This is a genomic window from Pseudarthrobacter enclensis, assembly GCF_030811655.1.
In the GTDB taxonomy this organism is placed as follows: Bacteria; Actinomycetota; Actinomycetes; order Actinomycetales; family Micrococcaceae; genus Arthrobacter; species Arthrobacter enclensis_A.
The window spans coordinates 45,613-71,120 of sequence record NZ_JAUSRE010000010.1; the positions used below are offsets into that span (position 1 = coordinate 45,613).

Sequence of the window (25,508 nt, forward strand, 5' to 3'; positions counted from 1 at the left end):
ATGATGCCGAACATTACCCGCGGCTCGAGGATGGCTGGTTTGATGGTGTACCTGGTGTCGACGGATGCGGATAAGACGAAGAACGCGCACACCGACCCGCACCTGATCGCCGGGGACGCCGCGATCATGGCCTGGTACGACGACGGTGTCCTGGACAAGGACGACGCGGCCGCGATCGCGAAGCACCTGGACCAGCCACGCAAGGCGTTCGGCGTCGAAGTCCGGGTCAAGGACATGATCTGGGATCCGGTGAAGAAGCAGCGGGTTTTCGCCGGATACAAGGACGCCAGCGTGTGGCACTGCTCCCTGAGTCTGCGCGCCGAAGAAGGAGCGCTGACTGACCAGCAGTGGGGCGATATCGCCAACGACTTCGTCGACGCGATGGGCTTCACCGAAGCCAGCGGTAAAGCGCAGTGCCGGTGGGCCGCGATCAACCACGGAACCAGTGAGAACGGCAACCACCACATCCACATCGCCGTGTCCCTGGTCCGCGAAGACGGCACCAAAGCCTCCACGCACGGTGACTACGCCAAAGCCCAGAAAACCTGCCGCGCCCTGGAGGCCAGGTACGGGCTGGAAGAGCTCTTCACCGTGCACGCCACCCGCGGTTACGAACGCGCCGAGAAGGCCACCGCGGCACGCGACCAGCGCGAGATGCACCGGGCCTCCCTCGCCCGCAAAGTGCGCGCCAGCGCTGCCGCCTCCGGCAGCGAGGCGGAGTTCGTTCGCCGAGCCAGGGACTGCGGTCTGCTGGTCCGGCCCAGGTACGCGAAGAACACCACCGGCGTCATCGTCGGCTACTCCGTGGCCGAACGACCGAAGCCGGGGGATCGGCCGATCTGGTTCGGCGGCGGCACCCTCGCCACCGACCTCCGCCTCGGACAACTGCGCCAAGAATGGACCGACACCCCACATGCAGCAACAGAAGCAGCGGCAGAGTGGAACGCAGCCGCACGCAACAAACGCAAAGCCAACACCCGCGGTCCGGAAAAGACCGCACCGGCCCCGCAGCTGTGGGTGGACTACACCCGAAACGCCACCGAGCTGGCCGACCGGCTCCGGAACGTTCCACGCGACGATCACGCAACCTGGGCCAAGGCAGCACGGGAAGTGTCGGGAGCGTTCGCCGCTTGGTCGCACCGGCTCGAAGGGACGCCAGGACCCTTGGCTGCCACCGCCGCGGAACTGGCCCGGACCGCACAGCTCCGCACACCCCGCGAACACAGCAAACCCGTCCCGTTGCCGTCGATCGCCGGCGCCGCGATGTTGTTCATGGCCGCCTCCAGCAAGAATAAGACAGCAGCGCAGACCGCGCTGATGGTGCAGCTGATCAACACCGCCTTCGCGGTGTACGAAATGCATCAACAGGCGGGCCGGGCGCGGGAAGCGCAGCGCATCCGCGCCGTGGTCGAAAACCAGCTCGCCCCGTTCACCGCGACCATGCCCAAACCCGTACCTGTCGGAGCGGAACGACAGCCAGCAGTTGCGGCAACTGCTCCGCCGCGGGCGGTCGATATCGCACGGCGCGGCATGGCCCCGATCCGCCCCGGTTCCGTCGTTCCCACGACACCCACGCCGGCCACACCAGCAAGGACCTATCAGCCCAGCCGCGAGACTCGGCCGGGACTCGACCGATAAGAATCACACCACCAGTGCAAGGGGATTCTCAATGACAAAGTCAAGCGGCTTGAGTAACCGGTATCGTCCGGTGCTCGAAGCGCTTACCGTCTCTGAGAAGGGCCCAGATGACGTTGATGCGGCGTCTGGCCAGGGCGAGGATAGCTTGCTTGTGGTTCTTTCCTTCAGCGCGTTTCCGGTTGTAGTAGGCCTTCGACGTTGGGCAGTGTACGGCCGCGGTTTGCGCCGAGAGATAGCAGGCTCTGAGCAGTCTTCGGTCGTAGCGTCTGGGACGGTGATGGTTTCCGCTGACGCGGCCGGAGTCACGCGGGACAGGGGCTACCCCTGCGACGCCGGCAAGCCGGTTGGGGTTCTCATAGTGATCCATAGTTCCACCGGTCGCAGCGAGGAACTCGGAGGCGAGCTGCACACCAAATCCAGGGACGCTCAGCAGGATCTCGGCGTATTCATGCTTACTGAACCGGGCCTCGATCTGTGCCTCGACCTCCTCGATCTCTTCGCGCAGGCGAAGGACCTGAGCCGCGATCTTTCCCACGAGCATCGCAGCTGCTGCTTGCCCGCTCACGGTGGTGTGCTGGCGGTTGGCTGTCTCCACCGCGGCCATCGCAAGAAGGTCGGACCGGTGGACTCCTTGTTTGCGCAGCCAGCTCGTGATTCTGGCCTGGCCTGCTTTACGGATCCCGTCGGGGGTTTGGTACTTCGTCAGCAGCACCAGCGCCCCTTTCCGCAGGGAGTAGTCAAAGGCTGCTTCCAAAGCAGGGAAATACCCCAACAGGGTGGCGCGCAGCCGGTTGATCGCCCGGGTTCGGTCCGCGACCAGATCAGCTCGGTGAGCCGAGAAGAGCCGAAGCTCGACCGAAAGCTCATCGGCTGCCCGGACGGGGTGCAGGTCGCGTCGCATCCTGGCCTGGTCGGCAATGATGGCGGCGTCCTTGGCATCGGTCTTTCCGTCACCCCGGTATGTGCGGGAAGCATGATGGACAGTTCTGCCAGGGATATAGAGGACCTGTTGGCCGTTATCGACCAACAGGCCGATAGCCAGAGCACCCCCTCCATCGTTCAGATCTGTCGCCCAGACCACCTCGCCGCCCGCCGCCAGGGAGAGTACGTCTGCGATCATGGCCAACAGCTCGGTTTCATCATTAGCCACACGGCGAGAGAAGAGCCGGCGCCCTTCTTCGTCGATCGCCACACAGTGATGGTGAGCTTTTCCAGCATCAATTCCCGCCCACAATCGCGACACGGGTACCTCCTTGGCTCGTCGGGATGTGCTTTGCCCAATCGACAACCTCGCCGTCGTGTCCTTACACAGCGATCAATGCCGCACTTCTCAATCAGAGGTCGAGTTGTCGCGGGGCACCGAGCGGCCAATCCCCTTCAGCCACAAACAGGGCGAGAAACACTAATGAGCCATACCCGGTGCCCCTGGGTGATGGCGAGCATACAAAGCCCACCAAACACACACCAAACAACGTAAGGAACACCATGAGTGAATCAGACGGCATCGACGACGTACTCGACAACGGCCTGCGGCAATCCCTGATGCTTGCCGCCCGCGTCGGGGAGACCCTGGCACGGCGCCGGCAGGAGTTCCTCCGCGAACGGGAACACCAGGACACCCAGGGAGCGCACGAAGCTCACGCCCGCTACACCGCGGAGCGTGCGCAGATGCAGGGCGCACTCGCGCCAGTCCACGACGTCAAATGGTGGCAGCAAGCACAACCCGCAGATATCACCAACGCCTACCTGCTGAGCGAGGCCTGGAAGGACCACGACCCCGCCGCCCTGACCGCAGCCGACCGGATTCGCCACGAGGTGTACACCAGGTACGGGATCGACACGCACGAGGTCGGCGCAGACGACGCCTACCTGCAATCCGGCATCGAAACGGTCGCCGTCGAACAGGCCCGCCTCAACGCCGCCCGGGAACATGAGAAAGCCGTGGCGCTGATCGCTGCAGCCCAGGCAGAAGAACTCCGGGCCCGGGCACAGAGGCTCGCGCCGGCCATGGAAAGGCATCAGGTCCCCGTCGAATACCTGAGCAACGAGGCCCTGGCGGCAGCGCTCCAGCAGTCCCAGGACGCCAGAACCCCGGAGGCCGTCGAAGCCGCCGACGCGGACGTGAAGGAACGGCTGTACCTGATCGGCAAAGACGGCATCAATGGCCCCACCATCGACCAGCTCCGCGACGAAACCACAGCCGCCGTGAATGGAGCCGGAGACGACCACTTCAAAGACCCTGCATTCGTGAAAGCCGCCCAGGAGATGCATGAAGCCAAGCTCCTCGCCGAAGCCGGCTTCACCGGCGCAGGTCAGGAGTCCGTGGAGCAGCGGTATGAGCGGGCCGAACGGGAGCTCTTCGCCCGTATCGAAGGCCTCGGCCGTGAAATCGAGGACCGCGTCAGCGGCAACGACAACGAGCGCCTCACAGATCAGGGCCTGAAGGCAGAAACAGCCTCAGCCGCAGGGTACGGTTCCGCCGAACACCACGAAGATTTCGCCGCAACCCTGAGGACCAGCGGTGCGACAGAAACGCAGATCCGCGGCCGCCTCACCGCAGCACGCAGCGAAGGCACACACCCCAACGCAGCCGTCACAGCCGGCCTAGGGGTTGCGAAGGCCAGGAAGAGCCGTCCAGGCAAATCCTTGGGTGCCGAACGTGGCAAAAGCGGCCTCAGCAGATAAACGAAATGAAGGTACGCGAAGGCGGCGGGTGTACCGCGGGCCGGCAAGCTACCCAAGATTGACCGCCAAGCCTATTCGCGGCTGTCGCGGTTCAGCGCCGGCCTGCAAGGAAGATTACCTTGAAACAAAAACCCGGAGAGGCCGACTTCCATCAGAACTCAGGCCGGGGGAGTGATGATGAGGTCATTGCAGAGGCCCTGCAGTTGCTGGCCGACTTCGACAACACGCCGCTGCTGGATATGACCCCGCTGTTCTACCAGCACGGGTACGAAGAGTTACGGATGATCACCCGTGACCTGCTCCGGATTCTGGGGCATGACCCTGACGCTCAGAATCCACGGTAATTGTGGGCGTCGAACCAGAAAACACTAACCCGCCACATCTTTATCTGCACTCGAGCCCATAGAGCGAGAGAACATAGTTGAGATCAGCATCGTTCCGATGGATCTCCGCTTCGGCTTGGACCTGCACCGGGTCGGGACCGAGCCGGTCATCCTGCCGCCGCAGCCAATAAGCCCAACACAGTCCCCCACCGTATTTAGAGTGCGCGCGGACGCCGGCAGCGTAGTTCCCGTCATCCAGGACTTGCTCACGGAGCCATTCAGCAATGGCCGTGGTTGCTTCGCGGTCATCTCCGGCCAGGGTGCCAAGGGTGACAGTGCCAATGCCAAAGGACTCGTCAAGCTGTTGCCCGAGGTGACGGTTCAGAGCTGCGATCGACTCGGCTGCCGTCAGATCGACCCACCTGATCGGCTCGCTGATCCGCAGCGTGTACATAAGACGCCCGTCCCGCCAGTTTGCCGGAAGCCAGCCAGGAATCATGTTCCCGTTCCTGGTCCAGTCATCCTGAATCATCTTCTGAGCCACCTCAACGGGGAGGCCGAACTGCCGAGCGGCGAACGCCACCGCGTCGCGGAAGTCCTTACCCACCCGGGCCATCGCCAGCGTCTCCGCATACGCGGTGCGTCGATCCCCGGCCAGGTACACGGTCGAACCTGGGGTGTCGAAGCGCGACCAGGACGACCGATCCACCGCTCCCGCACTTCGCGGCAGCGGATTCACAGGTCCGTATGATGACTTGGCGATCCGGTATCCAGTAATCGGCCCTTCCACGTAGGCCAGGCCGGTACTGGAACAGACTCCGGTCAACCCGCAAACCTGTCTTCAGTCATCGCAGTTGCGGCTGCCATGACTTCCTTGGCGCGCATGTCCTTGATCGCTTCGATGGGCGAGACTTCATCGAGCCACGGGTTCGCGCCGACAAACCACAGCCGGGCCACGTGTTCTCCCTCCACGCTCGACACAGCAGTCCACGCGCGGTGGGCGAGCTGCAACCGGGCTTGGGCCTCCGGTCGGGGCTCCGGTCCATCGGTGCGGGCCCACCGATAACTGATTTTAGGGTCCTTGCTGCCCGCTAATGCCGCGACCAGCGTGGCGCCGAGCGCGCTGTTGAGCTGTCGGACGATCTCCCGAATGCCCAGACGAGCCGTGCCGCTGTGGGCAGTTCCAACGTCAATCGAGATACTCATGACGGCTCACTCCTTCCGGTACCTGTCCATTCTAACGGTAAGACCACTATAAAGCCACTAAAAAAGCACTAGTTGGATAGCGACTGTCCTCACTTCTATCTGGCGCGTCTGCTGCAAGGGTCCCTCGTCAGCAGCAGTAGCGCTGGATAACCCATCGGGAACGTCCCCGACTGTGAACAGCAGAACAGATGCTTTCGGCGAAAACATAAGAGATTCGCAAGGGTGTGGCTGGGCATAGACGATATATTTATGGCCTCCCGCTAGATTGATTAACGAAAAGTCTCTTGCAGGCAGTGGCATGTCTATAGGTGGGACTTGGGCTGTATAGAGTTTCGGTATGGAACCGATCTCCACCGTTGCGGCATCCGTCTCAATAGCCAGCGGGACGTCTGCAGTTCTGCAGGCCGCTAATAAGGGTGTTCGCTCAGCCTACCGTCGGGCACGCTTGAGCGGGACGATAGACCAGGAATGGCTAACGCTAGACGCTCTCTCAGGTCAGAATGCATCGTTTACGGCTGCCGAACTTAGCGACGTCCATCTGTTCCTCGCCAGCGACGCAGTCAAACCAATTCTCGCTCTTCTTGCCCTCGGCACGGTCCTTGGCGATGCTGACGAGGTAATAGATGGTGCGCGTACGGCATTCCTCAATGAGAGCCGGCGTTGGGCCATTCAGTCCAAAACCACCTGGGCGGCCAAGAGTGATACGATTTTCGATTCCATCGTTAAGCTTTTCCATGGTGTCCTGCCCAACGCAAGCCATTCCGAGGAACTCACTGAAGAGATTGAGGCCTATTCCGATTTTATCGGAACACCCTTAAAGGGGAAGGAGAATGAGGGGGCGCACCGAACCTACGTTGGTCGTCTACTTGCTCTTACCACAGACCTGGACGCGCTAAGGCAAACTTCGACGCTGTCGGAAGAGCTAGCCGAAGCAATCCGCGCCGGTGATGGAGAACAGATAATCGGGCACGCCGAAGTCGATAGTCCCGTCACTTTTGACGATCTCTATGTGAGTCGTGACTTCATAGATGTTAGTTCTGAATCCATAGAGGACTCAGGCGGACTAGTGTCTTCCGGGATCCCTTTCCGGGTCCTGTTAATGGGTTCTCCTGGTGCAGGTAAATCAACCTTCGTCAAATTCTTGACCGCTGGCCTATCCAACCCCGAATTAAGAAGCCCTACTCTACCGAGCGTAGTTATTAAATGTCGCGAATATGCCCGGGAGGGGTTCTCGGGCTCCTTGGTCAGCTTCGCTTCCAAGCAGTTGACAGCAGATCTCCGACCGGTGTCGGATGCAGACCTGGAAGGTTTGCTGCTTACTGGGAAGATAGCAGTCATACTCGATGGCCTTGACGAAATCACGGATCTACCTCGTCGCCAAGACATGGTGAAGCGCATACATCGATTCACTTCCCAGTTTCCGACGACATCTGTACTCGTCACGACAAGAGAAGTTGGATATAACAGTGCCGCACTAAGTGCGAAGGTATTCCGAAGCGTACGTCTTCAAGAATTCAGTCTTGAACAGGTCGAAGAATACTGCCAGCGATGGTTTGCCAAGAATAGCAAGGATCATTTGGTTGAGCATTTCGTTGCAGAATCTGAGGCCGTTAGCGATCTGAGAGCAAATCCACTGCTCTTATCCTTGCTCTGTATCCTCTATCGAGACAGCGGCGCCATACCTGCCAATAGACGAGGTATCTACAGTCAATGTGCACAACTTCTGTTCCACAAGTGGGACGCACACCGACAGATAAAGCACTTCGAAGTGTTGCCCGACTACACCGACCGTCTCATGGAAGAGATCGCACGATGGATCTACACCTCACCTTCCGCTCAGACAGGTCTTGAAGAACAGATCATTGTGAAGACCATGTCCCAGTACATGGTGTCGGACCTCGGGTTCTTGCCAAGTAAGGCTGAACCTACGGCCAGGGACTTTCTTGACTTCTGTGCCGGCCGAGCTTGGCTCTTGGGGGTGACCGGCACGAGTAAACATGGAGGAAATCGAATTTTCTCCTTTACGCACAGGACATTTTACGAGTTCTTCGCCGCTGAAGCGTTCGCGCGGAATGCCGAAAATGCAACGGACATGGCAGCGCTGCTGCGGAAAGCCTACGAACGAGACAGCACTTCACTGCTCCCTGAGCTTCTCATTCAAAGCTTTGACCAGACGCGGGCGCGAGGGGCTACAAACGTGTTCATCAGTCTTTGCGACAATGGAGCGCCCCCTGCGCTTCTTCTTCGGCTGATGGACGGAGCCAACCTTGCCTCGTTCGCTCGGTCAAAGGGGTTTGCACTAATCATGCACGGCTGGAATCTCACGCTGGATTCCGAAGTCTTTACAGCCTTGCTTCAAGTAAGCGGCCCCGCCAGGGATCAATTTCAGTCAGAATACCTCCTCCCCGCTGAGAGCGTGCTTGCGCGAAGGAAGTTCCTCTACGGGTGGGCAAGTTTTCAGCTCGCCGGGTCGAGCACCCGTTTTAACAGCATGTGGTCACCAATTGTTGATGAAATGGTGCAGACATACGCTGAGGAACTCGCAGAGCTTCCAGACCCTGTCGTCATGAACTGGCTTCTTGGTACGGGTGTCCCTGCAAGAGATACTTCAGATATATGGGAGTACTTCGTTTGTTTCACTCTCTATGGATGGGCTCCTGGCATCGCCTGGTGGCTGGTTGACGGGGTTTTCAATACAGACATCCCAGTCGCGCCAAGTGCTTCCACAAAGCTCGTAGTCGAGCGCCTCGTCGATGAACTAAACGGGGGAGCGGCAATCCCGCAGTCAGTTATTGCACGGCTCCGGGGGGCCTTGGAGGACGTTCAAGCACACAGAAGGCCTTGGATCCCTCTTGATCGACCAGGTGATTTCGAAAAGACGGCGAGAACTCTGCTCGCATATATCGTTTTCGCCTTAGCGGAGGAGCGCGAGGGTGAGTCAGAACTCCTAACAGCAGTGGCACGCTGTTGGCCTGAGCTAACCACGATCCTCACAGGGCGAGCCTCATCCCAGCGACGGAGAAAGAAGCTGCGATCCCCGATCATGAGCGGCCCAGCTCTCTCGAACCTGCCTAGCCGGTTACAGGACTGGGTTAACGGAGGGACCGATCTAGTCGATTTCAGCGTCTTCGACGATGATCCATTGGGAGTTAAGTATCGGCATATTCCTCCTGTGAATTTCGACGCCCAATTCGGCTTGGGTCCTCGAAGGCCGCAAGTCCCGTCGCCGGCGGCAGGAGATAGAACTCCGCCACGACCTTAGTGCCGGCTCAAAAATCTAAACAAGGCGCCATGTTCGCCGGGGTACGTGAGCGAACCACTTTTAAGGCGATCGGGTACGCGCAGCGATTGCTACTAGCGCAGTCTTTGAACGAGCCACTTCACATTCCCCGCGATCAGCCTTGAGCTCAAGCCGCCTGTGTTAGGGTCAGTTCTAAGAAGTTGCATCCCTTGTGTCCGGTATGTCGAGCTGCGGCCCTATTCTTACGGGCTCGGCGCGACAGTCTGACGTCAGGTTTGGGTGTACCTCATGAACCGTCCAACCAAGGGTCCACGGGAACATGGCCCGCTGGCCGCCCGTCGGGATGAAGGAGCCGCCCGTACACCTTGACCTGATTAAGGACATACCGGCGGTCAGCAACTTCGATGGCACTGTCCGCTGCATAAATTCGTTGGAGAACGTTGTGGAGGTGTTCCAAAGATCGGACGCTGACGATCAGTATCATGTTGGCGGCGCTCGTTACTTCTGCGCAGAAGCGGGTTTCCTTCCAAGCCCCTGCCAATGTGCCGAACCTTCGGGTATTGCTGTCCGGAACAGTTAGTTTCAGGAACGCCGCTGTCGGATAGCCGAAGAGCGGACGGGCGATATCGCATCGGAAGTTGATCTCTCCGGCCCTGATGAGCCGGTTTACCCGACGTTTCACCGCGTAGGCGGAAGTACCTAAGTTTTCTGCGAGGGCGACGTACGACATCCGTGCGTCACCGGCCAGCTCAAGAAAGAGTGGCCGGTCCTGGATTGACAGCAACGATTCCCGGGATGCGCTCGAGCCGGCTTTGGGGCGGACTTGTTCTGTCCGTTGGCGGGACATTATGCCCTCGCGCCACGTAACGCCTCCCAAAATGCTGCCGAAGACGTTGACACGTGAGCGAAGAATACGTGGATCCATTGGAATCGTCTGGTCGAGGGCAGCTGACAAGCGGGAGAGATCAGTTGTGAGCATGAGGGCGTAAATGCCGAAGTCACCGCTCGTCAGGGCAACCGTAATGACGTTGGGTTTTTGCGCGAGAAGTTGCGCGATTTCAAGCGCCGATCCATGGGCGCAGTCAAGTTCCAGGACCGCACCTTGGGAGGCTCCCGCCGCAACGGAAATACTGGACCACGCGAGCCCTTCCCCTGTCAAACGGTCCCAGCGGCGGGCGAGTGTCATCGGGGAAACGTCGAGGGCGCCGGCGAGGTCCTGCCACGGTGCGCGTGCGTTGAGCTGTAGAGCGTCCACCAGTTCCAGATCCAGCTCGTCGGGGCGTTTCCATTTAGTCATGAGACTCAAAATAACCCACGGAATTTCGAGATCATGCAGAGAAGAGCTTTGCCACTTCAGAAGAATGCATCCTCGCAGATGTTCGTTTCGCTCCTCCTAGACTCATCGCTAGCACCCCTGCAACAACGAACTAGGAGCATCGATGGCGATAGATTCCGTGCCACCGACCGCCGTGTCGGCTCAAGTCATGAAGGCATTACACAGCAAGGTCACGAGGCGGGTACTTCCTCTCCTGCTGATTTGTTACATCTTTGCCTACCTGGACCGAGTCAACATCGGTTTTGCCAAGCTGCAAATGTCGACGGACATCGGACTCTCTGAGGCGGCTTACGGTCTTGGCGCGGGGCTGTTCTTCCTCGGTTACGTCATCTTTGAAATTCCCAGCAATCTGTTGCTTCAAAAAATCGGGACTGGCAGATAGCGTGAGTTGGTACTCGTGTTCCGGTGAGTTGGTACTGTCGTGGTTTGTGGGTGCTGCGCTGTGGGTGAGGCGGTGCACTGGGCGCCGCCTTTTCCTATGTGAGGAGGCAGCATGGCCGATTTCAAGGCCATTATGACCTTGGCTGTTGCTGGTCGGAGCTATGACGAGATCGTCGCGGTGGCGGGGTGTTCCCGCCGTGACGTGGCCGCGGCGAAGAAGACGATTGCGGCTTACGGTTTTACCGCAGGGCAGATCGGGGCGATGTCCCCGCAGGAGATCGCCCGGTTGTTTCCGGATGGTCGTAAGAGGGTCACGGAGTTATACGAACGCCCGGATTTTGATCGGGTGCTGGCTTCGATGCGGGAGAACCGGCACTTCACTCTCCAGCAGGCCTGGAGCAGGTACTTGGTCTCGAGTGCCGCGAACGGCGGGAAGAAGTACGGGTATTCGCAGTTTTGCGCCCTGTTCGCCGAGCATGCCCGCGTGACCGATGTCGTGGCGACGCTGCACCACGAGCCGGGCCGGGCGATGCTGGTGGACTGGGCCGGGGACACCCTGGGGGTTGTGGATGCGGTCACCGGGGAGGTGACCGGGGTCTATCTGTTCGTGGCTGTGCTGCCGTATTCCGGGGCGGTGTTCTGCCATGGGTATACGGACATGACATCGGCGTCCTGGATTGCCGCCCATGTGGCGGCTTTCTCGTTCTATGGCGGGGTCCCGCAGCTGGTGGTCCCGGACAATCCGGCGACCTCGACTCACCGGCCGAAGCGGGGCGAATCGGCCCGGGTGCTCAACGCCCGGTATCAGCAGCTGGCCGAGCATTATTCGACGGGGATCGTGCCGGCCAGGGCGAAACGGCCCCGCGATAAGGCTGCGGCCGAGTCGGCGGTGAACGTGGTGAACAAGCGGGTGATCGGCTATCTGGCCGAGGAGGTCTTCACCACGGCGCAGGCCCTGAACGAGGCGATCGGGGCCCGGCTGGTGGAGATCAACGAGCGGATTCCCCGGGCCGATGGCAGCACCCGGTGGGAACGGTTCACCGCCGATGAGTCCGGCCTGCTCCAGGCGCTGCCGGCCGACGGGTTCGACTCGGTGGAATGGAAGCAGCTCAAGGTCGGACGGAATTACCACGTCAGCTGCGATTCCCAGCATTACTCGGTGCCCTACACCTACGCCGGGCAGCTGCTGCGGGTCCGGGTCACCTCCACGACAGTGACCGTCTTCGACGGGGACCAGGTCATCTGCGAGCATGTCCGGCGGCTGGGCCGGAAGGGCCAGTATTCGACCGATGTCGCGCATGCCCCTACCCGGCACCGGGGTATCGACGGGCTGTGGTCCAAGCGGTGGTTCACGGACCGCGCCCGGGGCTTCGGGCCAGCCACCGAGGCGGTCATCGCCGGGATCATCGACCGGCACACCGTGGAGGCCCAAGGGTACCTGGACTGCCAGAACATCCTGGAGTCCCTGGGCAAGCGGAACAAGGCCCGCCTGGAGGCCGCCTGCCAGGTCCTGCTCGACACCGGTCAGGGCCCAGGAACTTACAGCACGATCAAACGGATCATGGCCACCATCGACTCCGACACTAAAAAACCCAAAACAATCACACCGGCGGCGGCCACCCGCAAACCCGCCGGCGGTGCCGACCCCGGCGCAGGCATCCAGGCGGCGGTGCACGTGCGCTCGGCCGAGCACTACCGGCGCGACGGACAGGGAGGCCAGGGCTGATGTTCACCAGCGAGGACCACGAGAAATTCCGGACCCTGCGCATCGCGCACCTGGCCTTGCGGTTCGAGGAACTAATCACCGACGAGGCCAATGACGAGCTCACTCCCGAGCAGATCTTCCTCACCGCAGTGGACGACGCCCTCCACCAGCGCCGGGCCCACAGGATCGACAAGCTCATCCGGGCCGCCAGGTTCCCGATCCCGCAAGCATCGGTCGCCGAGATCAACTACCAGGAAGGACGCGGGATCACCCCGGTGCGGATGAAGCGCTACGCCGCCCACCAATGGCGCCAGGACCCCACGAACCTCCTGGTCATCTCACCAACCGGTGGAGGCAAGACCTACCTGGCCTGCGCGATCGGGATCGCCGCCTGCCAAAGCGGACACACCGTCGCCTACACCCGGATGGACGACCTCGCCCGCCGGCTGGTCATCGCCCGCGGTGACGGCATCGGCCACCAAAAGCTGCTCAACGAGCTCTCGGACGTGGACCTGCTGGTCATCGATGACTTCCTTACCGTGGGCATCGACCCCGAAGCGGCCAACGACCTCTTCGCGGTCCTGGCCAACCGGGAACACCGCCTGCCCACGCTCATCGCTTCCCAATCCGGCCCGGCCTACTGGGTCGAGGCCCTGCCGGACCGGGTGGCCGCGGACTCGATCGTGAACCGGCTGGCAAACAATGCACGCCAACTCAACCTCGGCGACGTGGACATGCGACGACTCCGCGACGATACGGCCCGAGCGCAACCGGGCCACTGGGAATAGACCCCAACCAGGACATGGTGCCGGCCCCGAGCGGACAAGCGAAGGGCCGGTACCAATTTCCCGGAACCCCAGTACCAACTACCCAGACCAGCAGTTCCAACAAAAGCTATCTGCCAGGGACCAAGAAGACGATGGTCCGCATCATGCTGCTGTGGGGAGCGACATCGGCCTCCATGCTCTTTGTCCGGAACGAGTATGCCTTCTACTTCGTTCGCTTTCTGCTGGGGGTGTTTGAGGCCGGGTTCGCCCCTGGCGCGATCTTTTACCTGACCTATTGGTACTCCACCAAGCGGATGGCAAGTGCGATGTCCATTCTGATGCTTGCCGGCCCCATCGGGTCTATGTTCGGGGGACCCGTTTCCGGATTTATCATTGAGAACGTACACGGCGCCTCCGGTCTCGCCGGCTGGCAGTGGATGTTCCTGCTCGAGGGGATCCCTTGCCTTGTCTTGGCAGGTGTCGTCTGGAAGTTCCTCGCAGACTCGCCCGCCCAGGCGGCCTGGCTCACGGCGGACGAAAAGCGCCTGATCGCCTCGGAGCTCAACGAGGATGGAGGCAGCGGCCACAGCAGCTTCGGCCGGGCCCTGCGTGATCCGTCCGTCTATCTCATGGCGATTGGATACTTCAGTCTCATCAGCGGCATCTACGCCGTCAGCTTCTGGTTACCGACCATTCTCAAGGAGAACGGGTTGCAGAGTTTGACCGAGATCGGTCTCCTCACGGCCGTTCCGTATGCCTTCGCCATCGTCTTCATGATCGCTATCGCCCGCCGCTCCGACGCTAAGGGTGAACGCACAGCCCACGCCGTTGTCCCGGGAACCTTGGCCGCGGTCGGTCTGATGATCGCTGCCTTTGTCCCGACCCAATTCGCTATCTCCTTCACAGGGATCGTCCTCGCTACAACGGGCTTATGGGTTGCCTACACCGTCTTTTGGGCGATGCCTGCCGAAAAGCTTAAGGGTTCGGCTGCCGCAGGCGGGATCGCTCTGATCAACAGCATCGGTCTTCTCGGGGGCTTCGTCAGTCCCTATGTCATTGGCCTGATCAAAGAAAGTACCGGAAGCACACAGGCCGGACTCCTGACAATGGTCGGGTTCGTGCTTGTCGGCATGACGGCGCTGCTGCTGTCGCAATCGGCTCGCTTCCAGCGCACTTAGTTTCACTCCCGACAGCCATCGTCACCGTCCTGAAAGATAACGAGACCCATGCGCATCCTTACCGCTGGATTCCTGCACGAGACAAACACGTTCGCCGAAAGACCGGCAGACCTGGAAAACTTCGAAAACGGTGAGGGGTTTCCAGCCCTTCGCACTGGCAGCGAACTGTTTGAACTGGAGAACGTCAACATCCCGCTTGGCGGCTTCCTGAAAGCGATGCGACCAGCCGGCCACGAAATCATTCCCATCATTTGGTGCGCTGCCTCGCCGTCGGCCCCCGTTACTTCCCGGGCCTTCGAAACTGTGGTGGACATGATCACGCGCGGTTGTGCGGAACACTCGCCCGATGCCGTGTACCTCGACTTGCACGGGGCCATGGTCACGGACAGGTACGACGACGGTGAGGGAGAGATCCTCCGGCGCGTTCGCGCAATCGTAGGCGATCAGTGCCCGATCGTGGTGAGTCTGGATCTGCACGCCAACATGAGTTCAGTCATGTTTGAATTCGCAGACGCAATGACGGCCTACCGCACCTACCCGCACATCGATATGGCCGAAACTGGCGTCCGATGTGCAGAGTTGATGACCCGGCTCGCCGCAGGGGAGCGGCTGGAATGTGCCTGGCAGAGGATTCCGTTCCTCATCCCAATAAATGCTGGCAGCACTTTCATGGAGCCAGCAGGGAGCATCTACCACGGACTTGGCCGTCCGGGTCTGGATGGGGATGATCTTTCCTTCGGCGCCGGTTTTCCTGCTGCAGACATCGCAGACTGTTCGCCCGTCGTGTGGGGCTACGGCCCGGATGCCGTTCGAATCGCGGAGCGGGTGGCGGAACTGGCCCATCTGGTCGAACTCCATGAGAAAGACTTCGTTCCAGAACTCTATTCACCCGATGAAGCGATCCAAACAGCGATCGACGTGGTTGCGGCGGGTCGATCACCAGTCATCATCGCCGACACCCAAGACAACCCGGGCGCAGGCGGAGAGGCGACGACCATGGGAATGCTCGAAGCGCTCCTCCGGCACAACGTGGAACGCTCCGCGATCGGAGCCATCTTTGACCCGGCCGTCGCCGCCCTTGCCCATGAGGCCGGCCTCGGCGCCGTGATCACGGCGGACTTTCCGGGGTCCTCCGCCTATGGAGACGTAGCGCTGAAGCACGAGTTCGAGGTGAAGTTTCTTTCTGACGGCCGCTGCCGATTCGACGGACCAATGATGCACGGCAACGAACTGGACCTGGGCCCGTCGGCTCTGCTGTGCAGCGGCAACGTCTCGGTCGTCGTGACGTCCCGTAAGGCGCAGATTATGGACCGAAATCAGTTCAAGATGGTGGATCTGTCGCCCGAGGAGCAGAACGTCGTCGTGGTTAAAAGCTCAGTTCACTTCCGTGGAGACTTCCAGCCCGTCGCCGGGGAAATCCTTGTCGCCGTCGCGCCCGGGCCCATGGCAGCGAACCCTGCAGATCTCCCCTGGACGAATCTGCCGGAAGGCATCCGCCTTTCACCGATGGGTGAAGAATTTTCCATGGACTTCAGCAGTACCGGAATCACACTCAAGGCGCGCTGTGCGCAAGCAGAACAGCACTGAGGAAAGGCAGGACGTGAGAGCTACGACTCCCCGTCAAGTTGAGCTCACCGACGAGCAAACGGTCCAGATGCACGATTTGTACCGCCACCTGCATGCCAATCCCGAGCTGTCCATGCAGGAACATCGAACGGCAGCACTCATCACCGACCGTCTCGTTTCGTTGGGAGCGGAGACTTTTAGCTGTGGCGGCACCGGCGTCGTCGGTGTACTCCGAAACGGCGAGGGACCCATCGTCGGTTTTCGCGCGGACATCGACGGATTGCCGATCAAGGAACAAACGGGACTCAACTATGCGAGTCGAGCTATGGGCAGGCTGCCGGACGGAACCGAGGTACCAGTCATGCATGGCTGCGGTCACGACGTACACGTTGCTGCAGCGTTGACGGCCGCCAGTTTACTGGCGAAAGCCACCGACACGTGGGCCGGAACGATCGTCTTCATCTTCCAACCGGGGGAGGAGACGGCCGCTGGCGCGCAAGCGATGGTCGATGACGGACTGTGGAACAAGGCCCCCAAGCCGGAGATAATCTACGGTCAGCATGTCATGCCAACTCTGGCAGGCACCGTAGGCATCAGCCGCGGCAGCGCTATGGCCATGGCCGATTCCTGGAAGGTCACAGTGCAAGGGCGCCAGGCGCATGGGTCCCAGCCCCAGGAAGCAATCGATCCGATCGTGCTGGCCGCCCATATGGTGGTCCGGTTACAGACCATAGTTTCGCGTGAGATAAATCCGATGCAGTCCGCCGTAGTGACGATCGGAACGTTCCACGGCGGCCTGAAGGAGAACATCATCCCGGGTACGGCAGAATTCACCGTGAATGTGCGAAGCTTTGAACAGGGTGTACGCGAGGCCGTGCTGGCATCCATCCGCCGGATCATCCGCGCCGAGGCGGAGGCCTCCGACGCGCCGGCACCCAGGATTGAGGAGCTGTACTCCTTCCCCAGCTGCTACAACGATCCAGCAGCGACAGATCAACTCATGGAGCATTTCCGCAGTGCTATCGGGGACGAAGAGGTTCACGAGATCCCGCCGATGATGGGCAGTGAGGACTTCGGTACTCTCGCCTCAGCTATCCATGCCCCCGCCGTTTACTGGATGTTGGGCGGCCACACAGCTGGGACCTTCGCGGCAGATGGCCACGTCCCCGGCAACCACTCACCGCAGTTCAGCCCCGCCATGGAGCCGACCCTCAGCACCGGAGTCCGTGCGGTAATCACCGCCATCCTGTCCAGAATCGGATGGGATGCTGAATGCGAGTCGAAGTCAGTCCGATAGAGGGAGATTTCACACATCATCCTGAGCTGGCAACAAGTGAGGGGCCGGCCGTGAACTGGTCCCTCAGACCACCCCAGTCGATCGACTCCCGCGCCCACTTGGCCTTTCGCATTACCATCTGGCCTCATGGAAATCGGACCACCGAGGGAGATCAACTCCCAACGTCCGAGGACGAACCCCGGGTTTTCAACATGCACCGTCGTTGTACTGCGCTATGAAGGCACACTACTTTCGCATGGTCTCCCTGTCCTTGCCCTGATCGTTTTTCATGAGAAAGGCTCTCCGCTGCGCGATCAACAGGGTGTCGTCCAGCGCCCGTGGAGCCTGATCTGCACGGTTTTCGGTTACCTGTTCCCTCTCCGGGGCGTTCCGTCGCCGCGGGGTTGCTGCTGCGCGGGGAGGCCCGGGGTGGGGCTCGGATACGGGTTTGGCCGGCGGGTGTCGATGTGGCACGCTGCATCATGGACCGGCTGATGTCTGTTTCCCGGTCATCGCTGGCCGACGGTGGTGCGGGATCGCTGCGTTAGAAAGCAAGTTTTGTGGTTGAGAGTCACTTGCAGGTGCCCCTGCCCGTGAAGGAGAAACATGATGGTGTGCATCTTTGGAACCCTGGCAGAGGATCCCGGTGTCAGCTTTACCGCCGGAGCCGATGTTAGGTCATTCGGAGTCGGGGATGGATTGGTTCAGGATTGATGCACGGTCACAGGAACGCGGGGTCCCGCGGCCGGCGCACCTGGGGTCGAGATGTCTGGCTCATCTGCGGTGCTCTTCTTACCACTGCCGCGGCATACGCGGCAGTGGTAACTTTTTGGGACTCGGGAGACTTCAGCTTCTTTGTTGACGGGGTGCTGGGTCTGCTGGCGGTAGTCATGCCTGCGGCAGTCGGATGGCTCGTGGTGTACCGCTTGAAGGGCCAGCGGCCGGAGATCGTCGTGGCAGCCTTTGCGCTGTCGTGCCAAGCTGCCGGGAACACCTATTACGTTGCGATCTCGGCGGCCGGTGGGAACGTATCACTTCCGTCCCCTGCGGACATCGGCTACATCGGGTTTTATCTGCTGATGTTCGCTGCTCTGGTTGTTAAGGTAAGGCACCAACTGGCGGGCATGGCAGGTCCTGTGATCCTGGACAGTATCGTCGGAGGGGTCGGGGCCGCGGCCTTTCTCGCTGTCATTTTGGACCCTGTGTTGAGCTCGGCGTTCCAGGGGCCGCATTTTGGTGCGGCGGTTCTCGGTGCAGCGTACCCCTTGATGGATTTGCTGCTTGTCGCCGCCATCATCGCCGTAGCGGCCACGGATGGAAAAAACGTGGGCCGTGGGTGGGGGCTGCTCGTCCTGGGGCTCCTCATCCATACCGGGGCCGACATCGTGCACGCCCTGTTGGACCTCAACGCTCTTTATGTCGTAGGGACGCCGCTGGATGCCGTCTGGACGCTCGGCGCGGCGCTGATCGCTTGCTGGACCGTGGTCCAGAGCCGAAGCAGCGCAGCCACCGCCAGGCGCGGCCGGGAAATCCCGGTGCAGGCTGTGCCGGCTCTTGCCACACTTGCGGCTTTGGCAGTCCTGATCCTGGCCACACAAAAGCAGGTCACGGTGCTGGCCGTGGTCCTGGCGAGCCTCACCCTGGCACTGGCAGCGCTGCCCATGATATTCCGGCAGAGGATCCGGTTGTTGGATGCGACCCGTCAAGCTCGGACGGATGAGCTGACAGGACTTCCCAACCGGCGTGCCCTGTACGGGGACCTGCCGGAACGTCTGGCAACCGCAGCGGGGCGGCCCAGCGCAGTGCTGCTGCTGGACCTGGATAAATTCAAGGAGATTAACGACGGGCTCGGCCACGACGTTGGCGACCGGCTGCTCCAGCAGGTAGCTTGGCGTCTGTCCGGTCTACTGGCGCCGGCTGATCTGCTGACGCGCATGGGCGGTGACGAGTTTGTGGTCTACGTCAGTGACTGCGCGCCTCCTGAAGCCCCGGCAGTGGCGTCGAAGCTCCGCGAAGCACTGGCAGACCCTTATGATCTGGGCGGGGTAACCGTGCAGGTCAATGCGAGCATAGGGATTTCGCTGTTTCCGGGGCAGGGAGAAGACCTGAGCCTGCTGCTGCGCAAAGCGGACATGGCAATGTACACGGCTAAGTCCACGCGCAGCGGCCACGCAGTGTATTCCGATGGGGACGTGGGACCGGGATCAAACCAGTGCCACACGTTGCAGGCACTAAACGCGGCCCTCCAAGATGACCAACTGACCCTGCATTTCCAACCAAAAATTAACCTTGCAACAGGAGAAGTCAGCAGCGCGGAAGCGCTCGTACGCTGGGAACACCCGGTCCTGGGATTGCTGCAGCCTGACGCCTTTCTAAAACGCTTTGACGAAATGGGACTGATGCCGGCCTTGACCGGCGTCGTCTTGGCGCAGGCCCTGGACCAGGCCGCTGTCTGGGCTGCCCGGGACCAGCCCATTTCCGTGGCAGTCAATCTTTCAGCCAGCTCAATTATGGACTCTAAACTGCCTGACCAGGTCGCAGCTATGACCCTGGCCCGCGGGCTGTCCCCGTCCGCGCTCATCGTCGAAATCACCGAAGACGTCCTGGTAGCCGACCGCGACCGTGCCCGCACCGTGCTTGCCGCCTTGAGGGAGATGGGCGTCCGAATCGCCGTCGACGACTTCGGCAAGGGATACAGCTCCTTGTCCTACCTGCGCGAACTACCCATCGACGAGCTCAAACTCGACAAGTCCTTCATCCTCACCATGATGGACGACGCCCGCGCTACGGCTCTGGTGGCCTCAACCATCGAACTGGCGCACAGTCTCGGCCTGGAAATGACCGCAGAGGGCGTGGAAGACGAAGAAGCGCTCCAGGCACTGACGGACTACGGCTGCGATCTGGCGCAGGGCTACCTCATGTCACGACCCATCCCTGCCGACCAAATGGAAGCCTGGCTTAGCAATCGGAACGGGCTGCCCCTTCCCGGAGGCAGCCCGCTCCAAAATGCCGGGCCTACTCAGGGGATCAGCGGCAGTATCGGTTAAGGGCGGGGAGACTTAACCGGGTCACCTAACGGCACGATTTACGCGGCAGCGGAAGTGACCGCGGAGGAACCCGCAATGCAACCTGCCTGGCCGACTGCCGTACACCAGACGGCTTTCGCGTGCATCAACTTAAATACAAGGACGTCCGGGCAGACAAACGGCGAGGCTTGAAGAGTCTCGGCCTCATCGCCGATGCGGACGCCCTTGCGGCCGGTCATCATGAGCTTCCCTGCCAAACGGTTGACCAAGGCCGGCGGTGCAACCACTACTGATGTCGGAGCGTGCCAGCGCGCAGAATGCATCCAAGACAAGCTGCCGCCCGCCAGCATCGCAGCAGTCAACAAATCTGGCATCTACTGGTTGGGCTCAGATTTTCGCTAATGATGAGCCGCTCGGATCAAACGCCCATAATGGAGAATACGTCGTCCTGATCAGGGTGGGGTCAGTGGTCGCTCAAAGAATCTCGCCGTATCCCAATAATTGAGATGCTTCACGATTTTTTGGTTACTATGTGCTTATGGAACCAGCCCTGAACCCTTTCGCACCCGGCTCCGGAGTCAAGCCGCCGGCACTTGTTGGCAGGCAACAAGAGATTGACGCCTTTGACCTGCTGGTTGCCCGCGCTAAAGCCAACGCGGCCGGCGACCGCGGGATACTGCTCACCGGTCTACGGGGTGTCGGGAAGACCGTGTTGTTGAATGAGTTCTCCGAAATGGCCCGCCGAAACGGTTGGCTCGTCGTACAGTTCGAAGCGCAGGCCGGAGAAGGTGGAGCAGAGGCCGTCCGAAAGAAACTCGCCCGCGAGCTTCAACTAGGCGTCCGCCGGCTCCGGCAAACCCCTGCCTGGTCCCATCTGCGCGAGCAGGGGCTGGGAAGCATTTCGAACATCTCGGTATCCCTCGGCCTGCAGGGACTCACCGCTGATTTGAAATTCGCGGCGGGCCGGGCGGATTCCCGCGAACTCGACATTGACCTTGAAGAAATGATCGAAGACGTCTCAGTCTCGATGCGCAAGGCCCGGGCTGGATTCGCATTGGTGATCGACGAAATGCAGGACCTCGATCCAGGGCTCCTTGGGGCCCTTCTGACCGCGCAACATGCAGCGGGACAACGTGGCTGGCCCTTCTACATTATCGGTGGGGGGCTGCCGTCCCTTCCCGGTCGACTCAGCGAGAGCCGCTCCTACGCTGAACGGCTCTTCCACTACCGGATGATCGGCAAGCTGGACGACAAGTCAGCAGCAGACGCCCTAACTGTCCCCATCGAACGGCTTGGTGCCGTCCTGAAAGGTGAACCGCTGCAGACGGTCCTTAGCGCAGCGGGCGGATACGCGTACTTCCTCCAGGCCTATGGACGCACTCTGTGGGAGGCAGCCTCCGAGAAAGAGATCACCGTGGGTGACGCTAAGCTTGCCGTTGAGCTGGGCACAGCGGATCTCGATCACGGATTCTTCGTCGCCCGCTGGCAGCGCGCCACTCAGGCCGAAAGACGCTACCTCCGTGCCATGAGCCAGGACGGCGAAGGCCCAACCGCCACAGCCGAACTCAGCGGGCGCCTCGGCAAAGATCACAGCTCACTTACCAGCCAACGCGCCCGTCTCATCGAAAAGGGCATTATCTTCGCCCCCGAACACGGCCTCGTCCAATTCACCGTCCCCGGCATGGGCGCCTTCATCACCCGCCAACAGGACTAGACCCTTCAATGCAGGCGGTGCACCTATGGGTCGGGCCGATAAGGATACTCGGTCAAGTAACCACCGAATGGTACCCAAGCCGAACACGGGTCCGGCAGCCGCCGCAGCTGGCGAGATTTCGTGGAGTCTTCTCGCCTAAAAGCCGGCCACGGCGTCAGAATAGCGTGAAATTCTGCTTCGTTGACGGTCGCTCCTGGTGCCCCTCAGATCCCACCCTGACAGTCCGAGAGGTGGGAAACTGAGGAGTTGGATCCGCCGCGGATCAGCGAAATAGCCCAAAATGTGCGGCCCGATGGTACCGCTGGGGCAGGGGCCGACCACGTCAGCTCTTTCGGCCCTACAGGTGCCTGAGAACCAGACCGGAGCGCCGCCGCCAGGCGGATCCTTCCTGGTCAGGCGCCTTGCAGTCAGGTTGGGGTGTAGTTCAAGGCTTGTATGGAATCGGGTGAAGAACCGCAGGAGCATCTTCTGCCGGCTCGTGGCCCACTCGCGGCCAGTAGCCTTGCTGCCCATGCCTGGATGGGATACGACTCCCAACGGGCTGAGTGCTGATGGAAGATTTCGTTATCGGCAAGTGCCTATAACCGGCGGCTGCCGGGGCGTAGCTTGTAGAGACAGGTGAACACCGAAGTTCCCTGTTAGGATTGCCAACTCCGAATAGGTAAGCCCTCAGTACCGCCTTGGGCGAGGTTCTTTAGTGTGCTTGATAGGCACTTTCAAGCACGGGCGGAGCTGCTTCTGGTCTGCGCCAGGGGCGCCCATTTAGCTCCCGCTCGACCGTGGCGCGATGCGCTTCACAGTGCCATGCCGAGCTCGTCCTGCATGGCCCGCGCGTTGCGGGAACAGTCCCTCAGGCTTCAGCCAACCCGTACACTGACTTCACATTGGGCACCGGGTTTGGGACCTTGTTCGATCCGGAGGACCAATCTGCGCCTACACGTCATTCTCGAGCGCCTCGTGACAGGCAACCCACGCCCTGCCGTGAAAAGGAGGTTCCAGCCCCCTAACCACACCCCCGACCTTCCGACACAAGGGCCATCAGCCCGGGGAAACGAATCCGGGGTGCCTAGCGTCGACCGCCCCGGACGGATCGGAGAAGGCTGGGATGCTGTCCGCAAAAATGGCCTTGAGAAGGTCTTTGCCCTTGGACACGACCGCACTCCCTGTTCTACATATCGTCTAGTCGGGCCTGTTTCGCATCCTGGGCGTGGAAGACGCGACGTCCAGCACAGATGGTACTGAAGAGACTTCCGCACGGGAGCATGGTTGACATTGGGCGGCTTGCATTTGTGTTTTTGGCAACCCTGCCGCCACGTTCTTCGACCGTTCGTGTCCTTGGCAGCCAGGCTTTGAAGATCACGCGCCAACCCCTCTTCGGATTTCGGCCGCCGTGGCTCTGCCGTGGGATGGTGCTGGTCATATCGTGGTCCCTCCATATAAGCCACACGGTCCCATGCCTCTTAGGGGAGGACATGATGTCGAAGGCTTACCTCGTAACGATCCAAGTGGCTGTGCAGAACGGACTCCTGTGAATAAAAGCGTCCAGGTCATTCCTGGCAACTGCGGAGGCGGATTTCACCTAAATGCCCCCCAAATAGAATGGCAAAGCCTGGGCGAGGTCGGACACTCCGAGTGCGACGCTCACCTGCAAGTGCTTTGCAACGGCGCGGCTGGTCGCGGCAATTGCCACCTCGCTACTGCAGCTACTGCGGGGCATCCGCCGCTACACCGCCCGACCCGGTCGATGGCTGAGACGACGACAGGGCCTCCCAGCAACCTCCGGGTGGTCGGCATCCCCAGCAATCTGAAGCGTTTCTATCGTGGCAATGTGGCGTGAATTGCGCAAAGTTTGCCACTTTGGGGTGTGGAAAGGGGTTGGCCTTGACGTGGGGTTGGCCGGCGGCGGCTGCAAAGCAGAATCCTTTCATTAGATGCGGGTGGGAGTAGCGTATGACTAGGATCTCCTTGTGCGCAAGAGGCACGTTTTACCTCGCCAATACGAGCTGGACTAGCGGAAACGCCGCCAAAGAGTCAGCATCGGTTAGTTGATAAATCTGACAAGAAGCGTTTACATAGCGTCTATTTCCGCAGCCGCGGCGACGACGCCGCGGCGCACTAAATCAACAAGGGATGCACGCATGAGACATCAAATACTGCTCGACGTTGATACCGGCCGGGACGACGCTCTGGCCATCATGTTCGCGGTTCAGCACCCCGATATCGACGTTCGGGCGATCACCTGCGTCGCGGGAAACACCACTCTGGAAAATGTTGTCGGCAACACCATGAAAATTCTCGACCTGGTTGGTGCTCCGCCCATCCCAGTGGCACTCGGGGCACGGCGACCTCTCATAGAGCCGGCACGGGATGCCTCCTGGATTCACGGCGAGCACGGACTTGGAGATGTGGAGCTGCCCGTCAGCGACCGTAGTGTCGAACGGATGCATGCTGTCGAGTTGATGCGGCGTTGCCTGATGGAGGCCGAGGAGCCGCTGACCATTGTTGCCCTTGCACCCATGACGAACCTTGCATTACTGCTGCGAATGCACCCGGAAGTCTCCGACCGAATTAAGCGGGTCATCTTCATGGGCGGGTCAGCAACGATTGGCAACGCGACCGCTGTCGCGGAGTTCAACTTTTGGCATGACCCGGAGGCGGCGCACATCGTGCTCACCAGCGGTATCCCACTGACCATGTATGGGTGGGACATCCTCTGGGGGATGAGGACAAGTTCCGAGCAGATCGCAGAGCTGTGTGCCTCACCCAACCCCCTCCGTCAGACCGCCGGTCGCCTTCTCGGCTTCAAAAGCAAGGATCCCTCTGACGGGTCGGTTGTTGTCTACGATGCCATAGGCGACGCAGGCGTCCTTTGTGTCATGGTTGCGCCGGAGGCGTTCACCATCAGTCGTTGGCCAGTGCAGGTAGTGTTGTCACCTGGCGCCGCGCGCGGACAGACGCTCGTTGATCGCCGCGAGATGTCCGGAGAGGACGCTGTGCACACCCCGGCCGGTCCGATCCCCGTTATCGATGTGGTTAGTGATGTCTGCGAGTCCGAAGTTCTCGCCCTGTTCTTCGACACGCTCGGGGAGAAGTGAACCCTGCCCCGGAGCCGGGAGCCGGACGGTTTGGGGCGTCCAGATCCGCCAGGGGCCCGAATCCCCACGGCATCCTCCGCCCTCCCGCCACTTTCTGGAGAAGACTCCCCTCCGTCCTCCGGGAACATAGCGACCAAGAACCGTTTCCATTCGAAGTCGTTCGAAGCGGAACGGGCCGGCCCTCTTACCTTGATTCCGCGAGGGAACCCCGGAGAGGAAGAAGTGGGGCAGCAGTGGAAAAGTGTTGGCGACATCAAAAGCAGAAACCTTTCCAATCGCTTGCGCCTAGGCCAAATCTATGACTAGGATCACTTATGCAGGCCAGGGCAACGTCCGTCCGCCGCAAATACAGCAAGCAACTCAGCACTTCA

General features: G+C 60.8%; 17 protein-coding genes. 13 read left to right on the forward strand and 4 right to left on the reverse strand.

The annotated features are described in order from the left end of the window. Entirely contained in the window at window positions 1-1,638 is a 1,638-nt protein-coding gene (locus J2X98_RS11075) for a relaxase/mobilization nuclease domain-containing protein (protein ID WP_307307894.1), read from the forward strand. Window positions 1,639-1,678: 40 nt separating this feature from the next. Here the strand turns inward: J2X98_RS11075 and J2X98_RS11080 are convergent, their stop codons facing one another. After that, window positions 1,679-2,881 carry an IS110 family transposase gene (locus J2X98_RS11080; RefSeq protein ID WP_307307897.1) on the reverse strand — a complete coding sequence of 401 codons (1,203 nt, stop codon included), beginning with the start codon at window positions 2,879-2,881 and terminating at the stop codon, window positions 1,679-1,681. A gap of 242 nt (window positions 2,882-3,123) precedes the next feature. Between J2X98_RS11080 and J2X98_RS11085 the strand changes: the two genes are divergently transcribed. Both J2X98_RS11085 and J2X98_RS11090 read left to right on the forward strand, forming a co-directional pair. Further along, window positions 3,124-4,323, forward strand: a complete 1,200-nt coding sequence (locus J2X98_RS11085; protein WP_307307900.1) for a hypothetical protein — start codon at window positions 3,124-3,126, stop codon at window positions 4,321-4,323. Between the two features lie 119 nt (window positions 4,324-4,442). Next, window positions 4,443-4,667, forward strand: a complete 225-nt coding sequence (locus tag J2X98_RS11090; RefSeq protein ID WP_307307903.1) for a hypothetical protein — start codon at window positions 4,443-4,445, stop codon at window positions 4,665-4,667. A gap of 40 nt (window positions 4,668-4,707) precedes the next feature. On the opposite strand, the gene J2X98_RS11095 is transcribed toward J2X98_RS11090, so the two are convergent. Beyond that, window positions 4,708-5,385 (reverse strand): hypothetical protein, encoded by a 678-nt coding sequence (locus tag J2X98_RS11095; RefSeq protein ID WP_373460869.1) that lies wholly within the window; start codon window positions 5,383-5,385, stop codon window positions 4,708-4,710. A gap of 83 nt (window positions 5,386-5,468) precedes the next feature. Then, window positions 5,469-5,852, reverse strand: coding sequence for a hypothetical protein (locus J2X98_RS11100; RefSeq protein WP_307307908.1), 384 nt, complete (start codon window positions 5,850-5,852; stop codon window positions 5,469-5,471). A gap of 337 nt (window positions 5,853-6,189) precedes the next feature. Between J2X98_RS11100 and J2X98_RS11105 the strand changes: the two genes are divergently transcribed. Then, on the forward strand, window positions 6,190-9,114 hold the full coding sequence (locus J2X98_RS11105) for an NACHT domain-containing protein (protein WP_307307911.1): 2,925 nt from the start codon (window positions 6,190-6,192) through the stop codon (window positions 9,112-9,114). 265 nt (window positions 9,115-9,379) lie between these two features. Here J2X98_RS11105 and J2X98_RS11110 read toward each other — a convergent pair whose 3' ends face one another. Next, on the reverse strand, window positions 9,380-10,390 hold the full coding sequence (locus tag J2X98_RS11110; protein WP_307307913.1) for an Lrp/AsnC family transcriptional regulator: 1,011 nt from the start codon (window positions 10,388-10,390) through the stop codon (window positions 9,380-9,382). A gap of 142 nt (window positions 10,391-10,532) precedes the next feature. Here J2X98_RS11110 and J2X98_RS11115 point away from each other — a divergent pair, with 142 nt between their 5' ends. The 9 genes from J2X98_RS11115 (at window position 10,533) to J2X98_RS11155 (ending at window position 25,137) form a co-directional block, all read left to right on the forward strand. Beyond that, on the forward strand, window positions 10,533-10,811 hold the full coding sequence (locus J2X98_RS11115) for a hypothetical protein (protein ID WP_307307916.1): 279 nt from the start codon (window positions 10,533-10,535) through the stop codon (window positions 10,809-10,811). A gap of 111 nt (window positions 10,812-10,922) precedes the next feature. Continuing rightward, window positions 10,923-12,536, forward strand: coding sequence for an IS21 family transposase (istA, locus tag J2X98_RS11120; protein ID WP_237430006.1), 1,614 nt, complete (start codon window positions 10,923-10,925; stop codon window positions 12,534-12,536). Beyond that, window positions 12,536-13,303 (forward strand): ATP-binding protein, encoded by a 768-nt coding sequence (locus tag J2X98_RS11125; protein WP_236821492.1) that lies wholly within the window; start codon window positions 12,536-12,538, stop codon window positions 13,301-13,303. The genes istA and J2X98_RS11125 overlap by 1 nt, the downstream gene beginning before the upstream one ends. Window positions 13,304-13,317: 14 nt before the next feature. Beyond that, window positions 13,318-14,460 (forward strand): MFS transporter, encoded by a 1,143-nt coding sequence (locus J2X98_RS11130; protein WP_307307921.1) that lies wholly within the window; start codon window positions 13,318-13,320, stop codon window positions 14,458-14,460. 48 nt (window positions 14,461-14,508) lie between these two features. After that, complete coding sequence (locus J2X98_RS11135) at window positions 14,509-16,047, forward strand: M81 family metallopeptidase (protein ID WP_307307924.1); 1,539 nt, start codon at window positions 14,509-14,511, stop codon at window positions 16,045-16,047. A 67-nt stretch (window positions 16,048-16,114) separates the two neighbouring features. Next, a complete protein-coding gene (locus J2X98_RS11140) occupies window positions 16,115-17,323 on the forward strand; it encodes an amidohydrolase (RefSeq protein WP_307308155.1) in 1,209 nt (402 codons plus the stop codon). 692 nt (window positions 17,324-18,015) lie between these two features. After that, on the forward strand, window positions 18,016-20,349 hold the full coding sequence (locus tag J2X98_RS11145) for a putative bifunctional diguanylate cyclase/phosphodiesterase (protein WP_307307927.1): 2,334 nt from the start codon (window positions 18,016-18,018) through the stop codon (window positions 20,347-20,349). Between the two features lie 517 nt (window positions 20,350-20,866). Next, complete coding sequence (locus tag J2X98_RS11150; RefSeq protein ID WP_307307930.1) at window positions 20,867-22,042, forward strand: ATP-binding protein; 1,176 nt, start codon at window positions 20,867-20,869, stop codon at window positions 22,040-22,042. A 2,138-nt stretch (window positions 22,043-24,180) separates the two neighbouring features. Next, complete coding sequence (locus J2X98_RS11155; RefSeq protein WP_307307933.1) at window positions 24,181-25,137, forward strand: nucleoside hydrolase; 957 nt, start codon at window positions 24,181-24,183, stop codon at window positions 25,135-25,137. The last annotated feature ends 371 nt before the right edge of the window (window positions 25,138-25,508 follow it).

Coding starts and splice junctions, on each gene's coding strand:
- J2X98_RS11135 (WP_307307924.1), top strand. CDS start 14,509: ATGCGCATCCTTACCGCTGGATTCCTGCACGAGACAAACACGTTCGCC.
- J2X98_RS11125 (WP_236821492.1), top strand. CDS start 12,536: ATGTTCACCAGCGAGGACCACGAGAAATTCCGGACCCTGCGCATCGCG.
- J2X98_RS11100 (WP_307307908.1), bottom strand. CDS start 5,852: ATGAGTATCTCGATTGACGTTGGAACTGCCCACAGCGGCACGGCTCGT.
- istA (WP_237430006.1), top strand. CDS start 10,923: ATGGCCGATTTCAAGGCCATTATGACCTTGGCTGTTGCTGGTCGGAGC.
- J2X98_RS11085 (WP_307307900.1), top strand. CDS start 3,124: ATGAGTGAATCAGACGGCATCGACGACGTACTCGACAACGGCCTGCGG.
- J2X98_RS11075 (WP_307307894.1), top strand. CDS start 1: ATGATGCCGAACATTACCCGCGGCTCGAGGATGGCTGGTTTGATGGTG.
- J2X98_RS11130 (WP_307307921.1), top strand. CDS start 13,318: ATGGTGCCGGCCCCGAGCGGACAAGCGAAGGGCCGGTACCAATTTCCC.
- J2X98_RS11110 (WP_307307913.1), bottom strand. CDS start 10,390: ATGACTAAATGGAAACGCCCCGACGAGCTGGATCTGGAACTGGTGGAC.
- J2X98_RS11140 (WP_307308155.1), top strand. CDS start 16,115: ATGCACGATTTGTACCGCCACCTGCATGCCAATCCCGAGCTGTCCATG.
- J2X98_RS11150 (WP_307307930.1), top strand. CDS start 20,867: ATGGAACCAGCCCTGAACCCTTTCGCACCCGGCTCCGGAGTCAAGCCG.
- J2X98_RS11105 (WP_307307911.1), top strand. CDS start 6,190: ATGGAACCGATCTCCACCGTTGCGGCATCCGTCTCAATAGCCAGCGGG.
- J2X98_RS11115 (WP_307307916.1), top strand. CDS start 10,533: ATGGCGATAGATTCCGTGCCACCGACCGCCGTGTCGGCTCAAGTCATG.
- J2X98_RS11145 (WP_307307927.1), top strand. CDS start 18,016: ATGCACGGTCACAGGAACGCGGGGTCCCGCGGCCGGCGCACCTGGGGT.
- J2X98_RS11155 (WP_307307933.1), top strand. CDS start 24,181: ATGAGACATCAAATACTGCTCGACGTTGATACCGGCCGGGACGACGCT.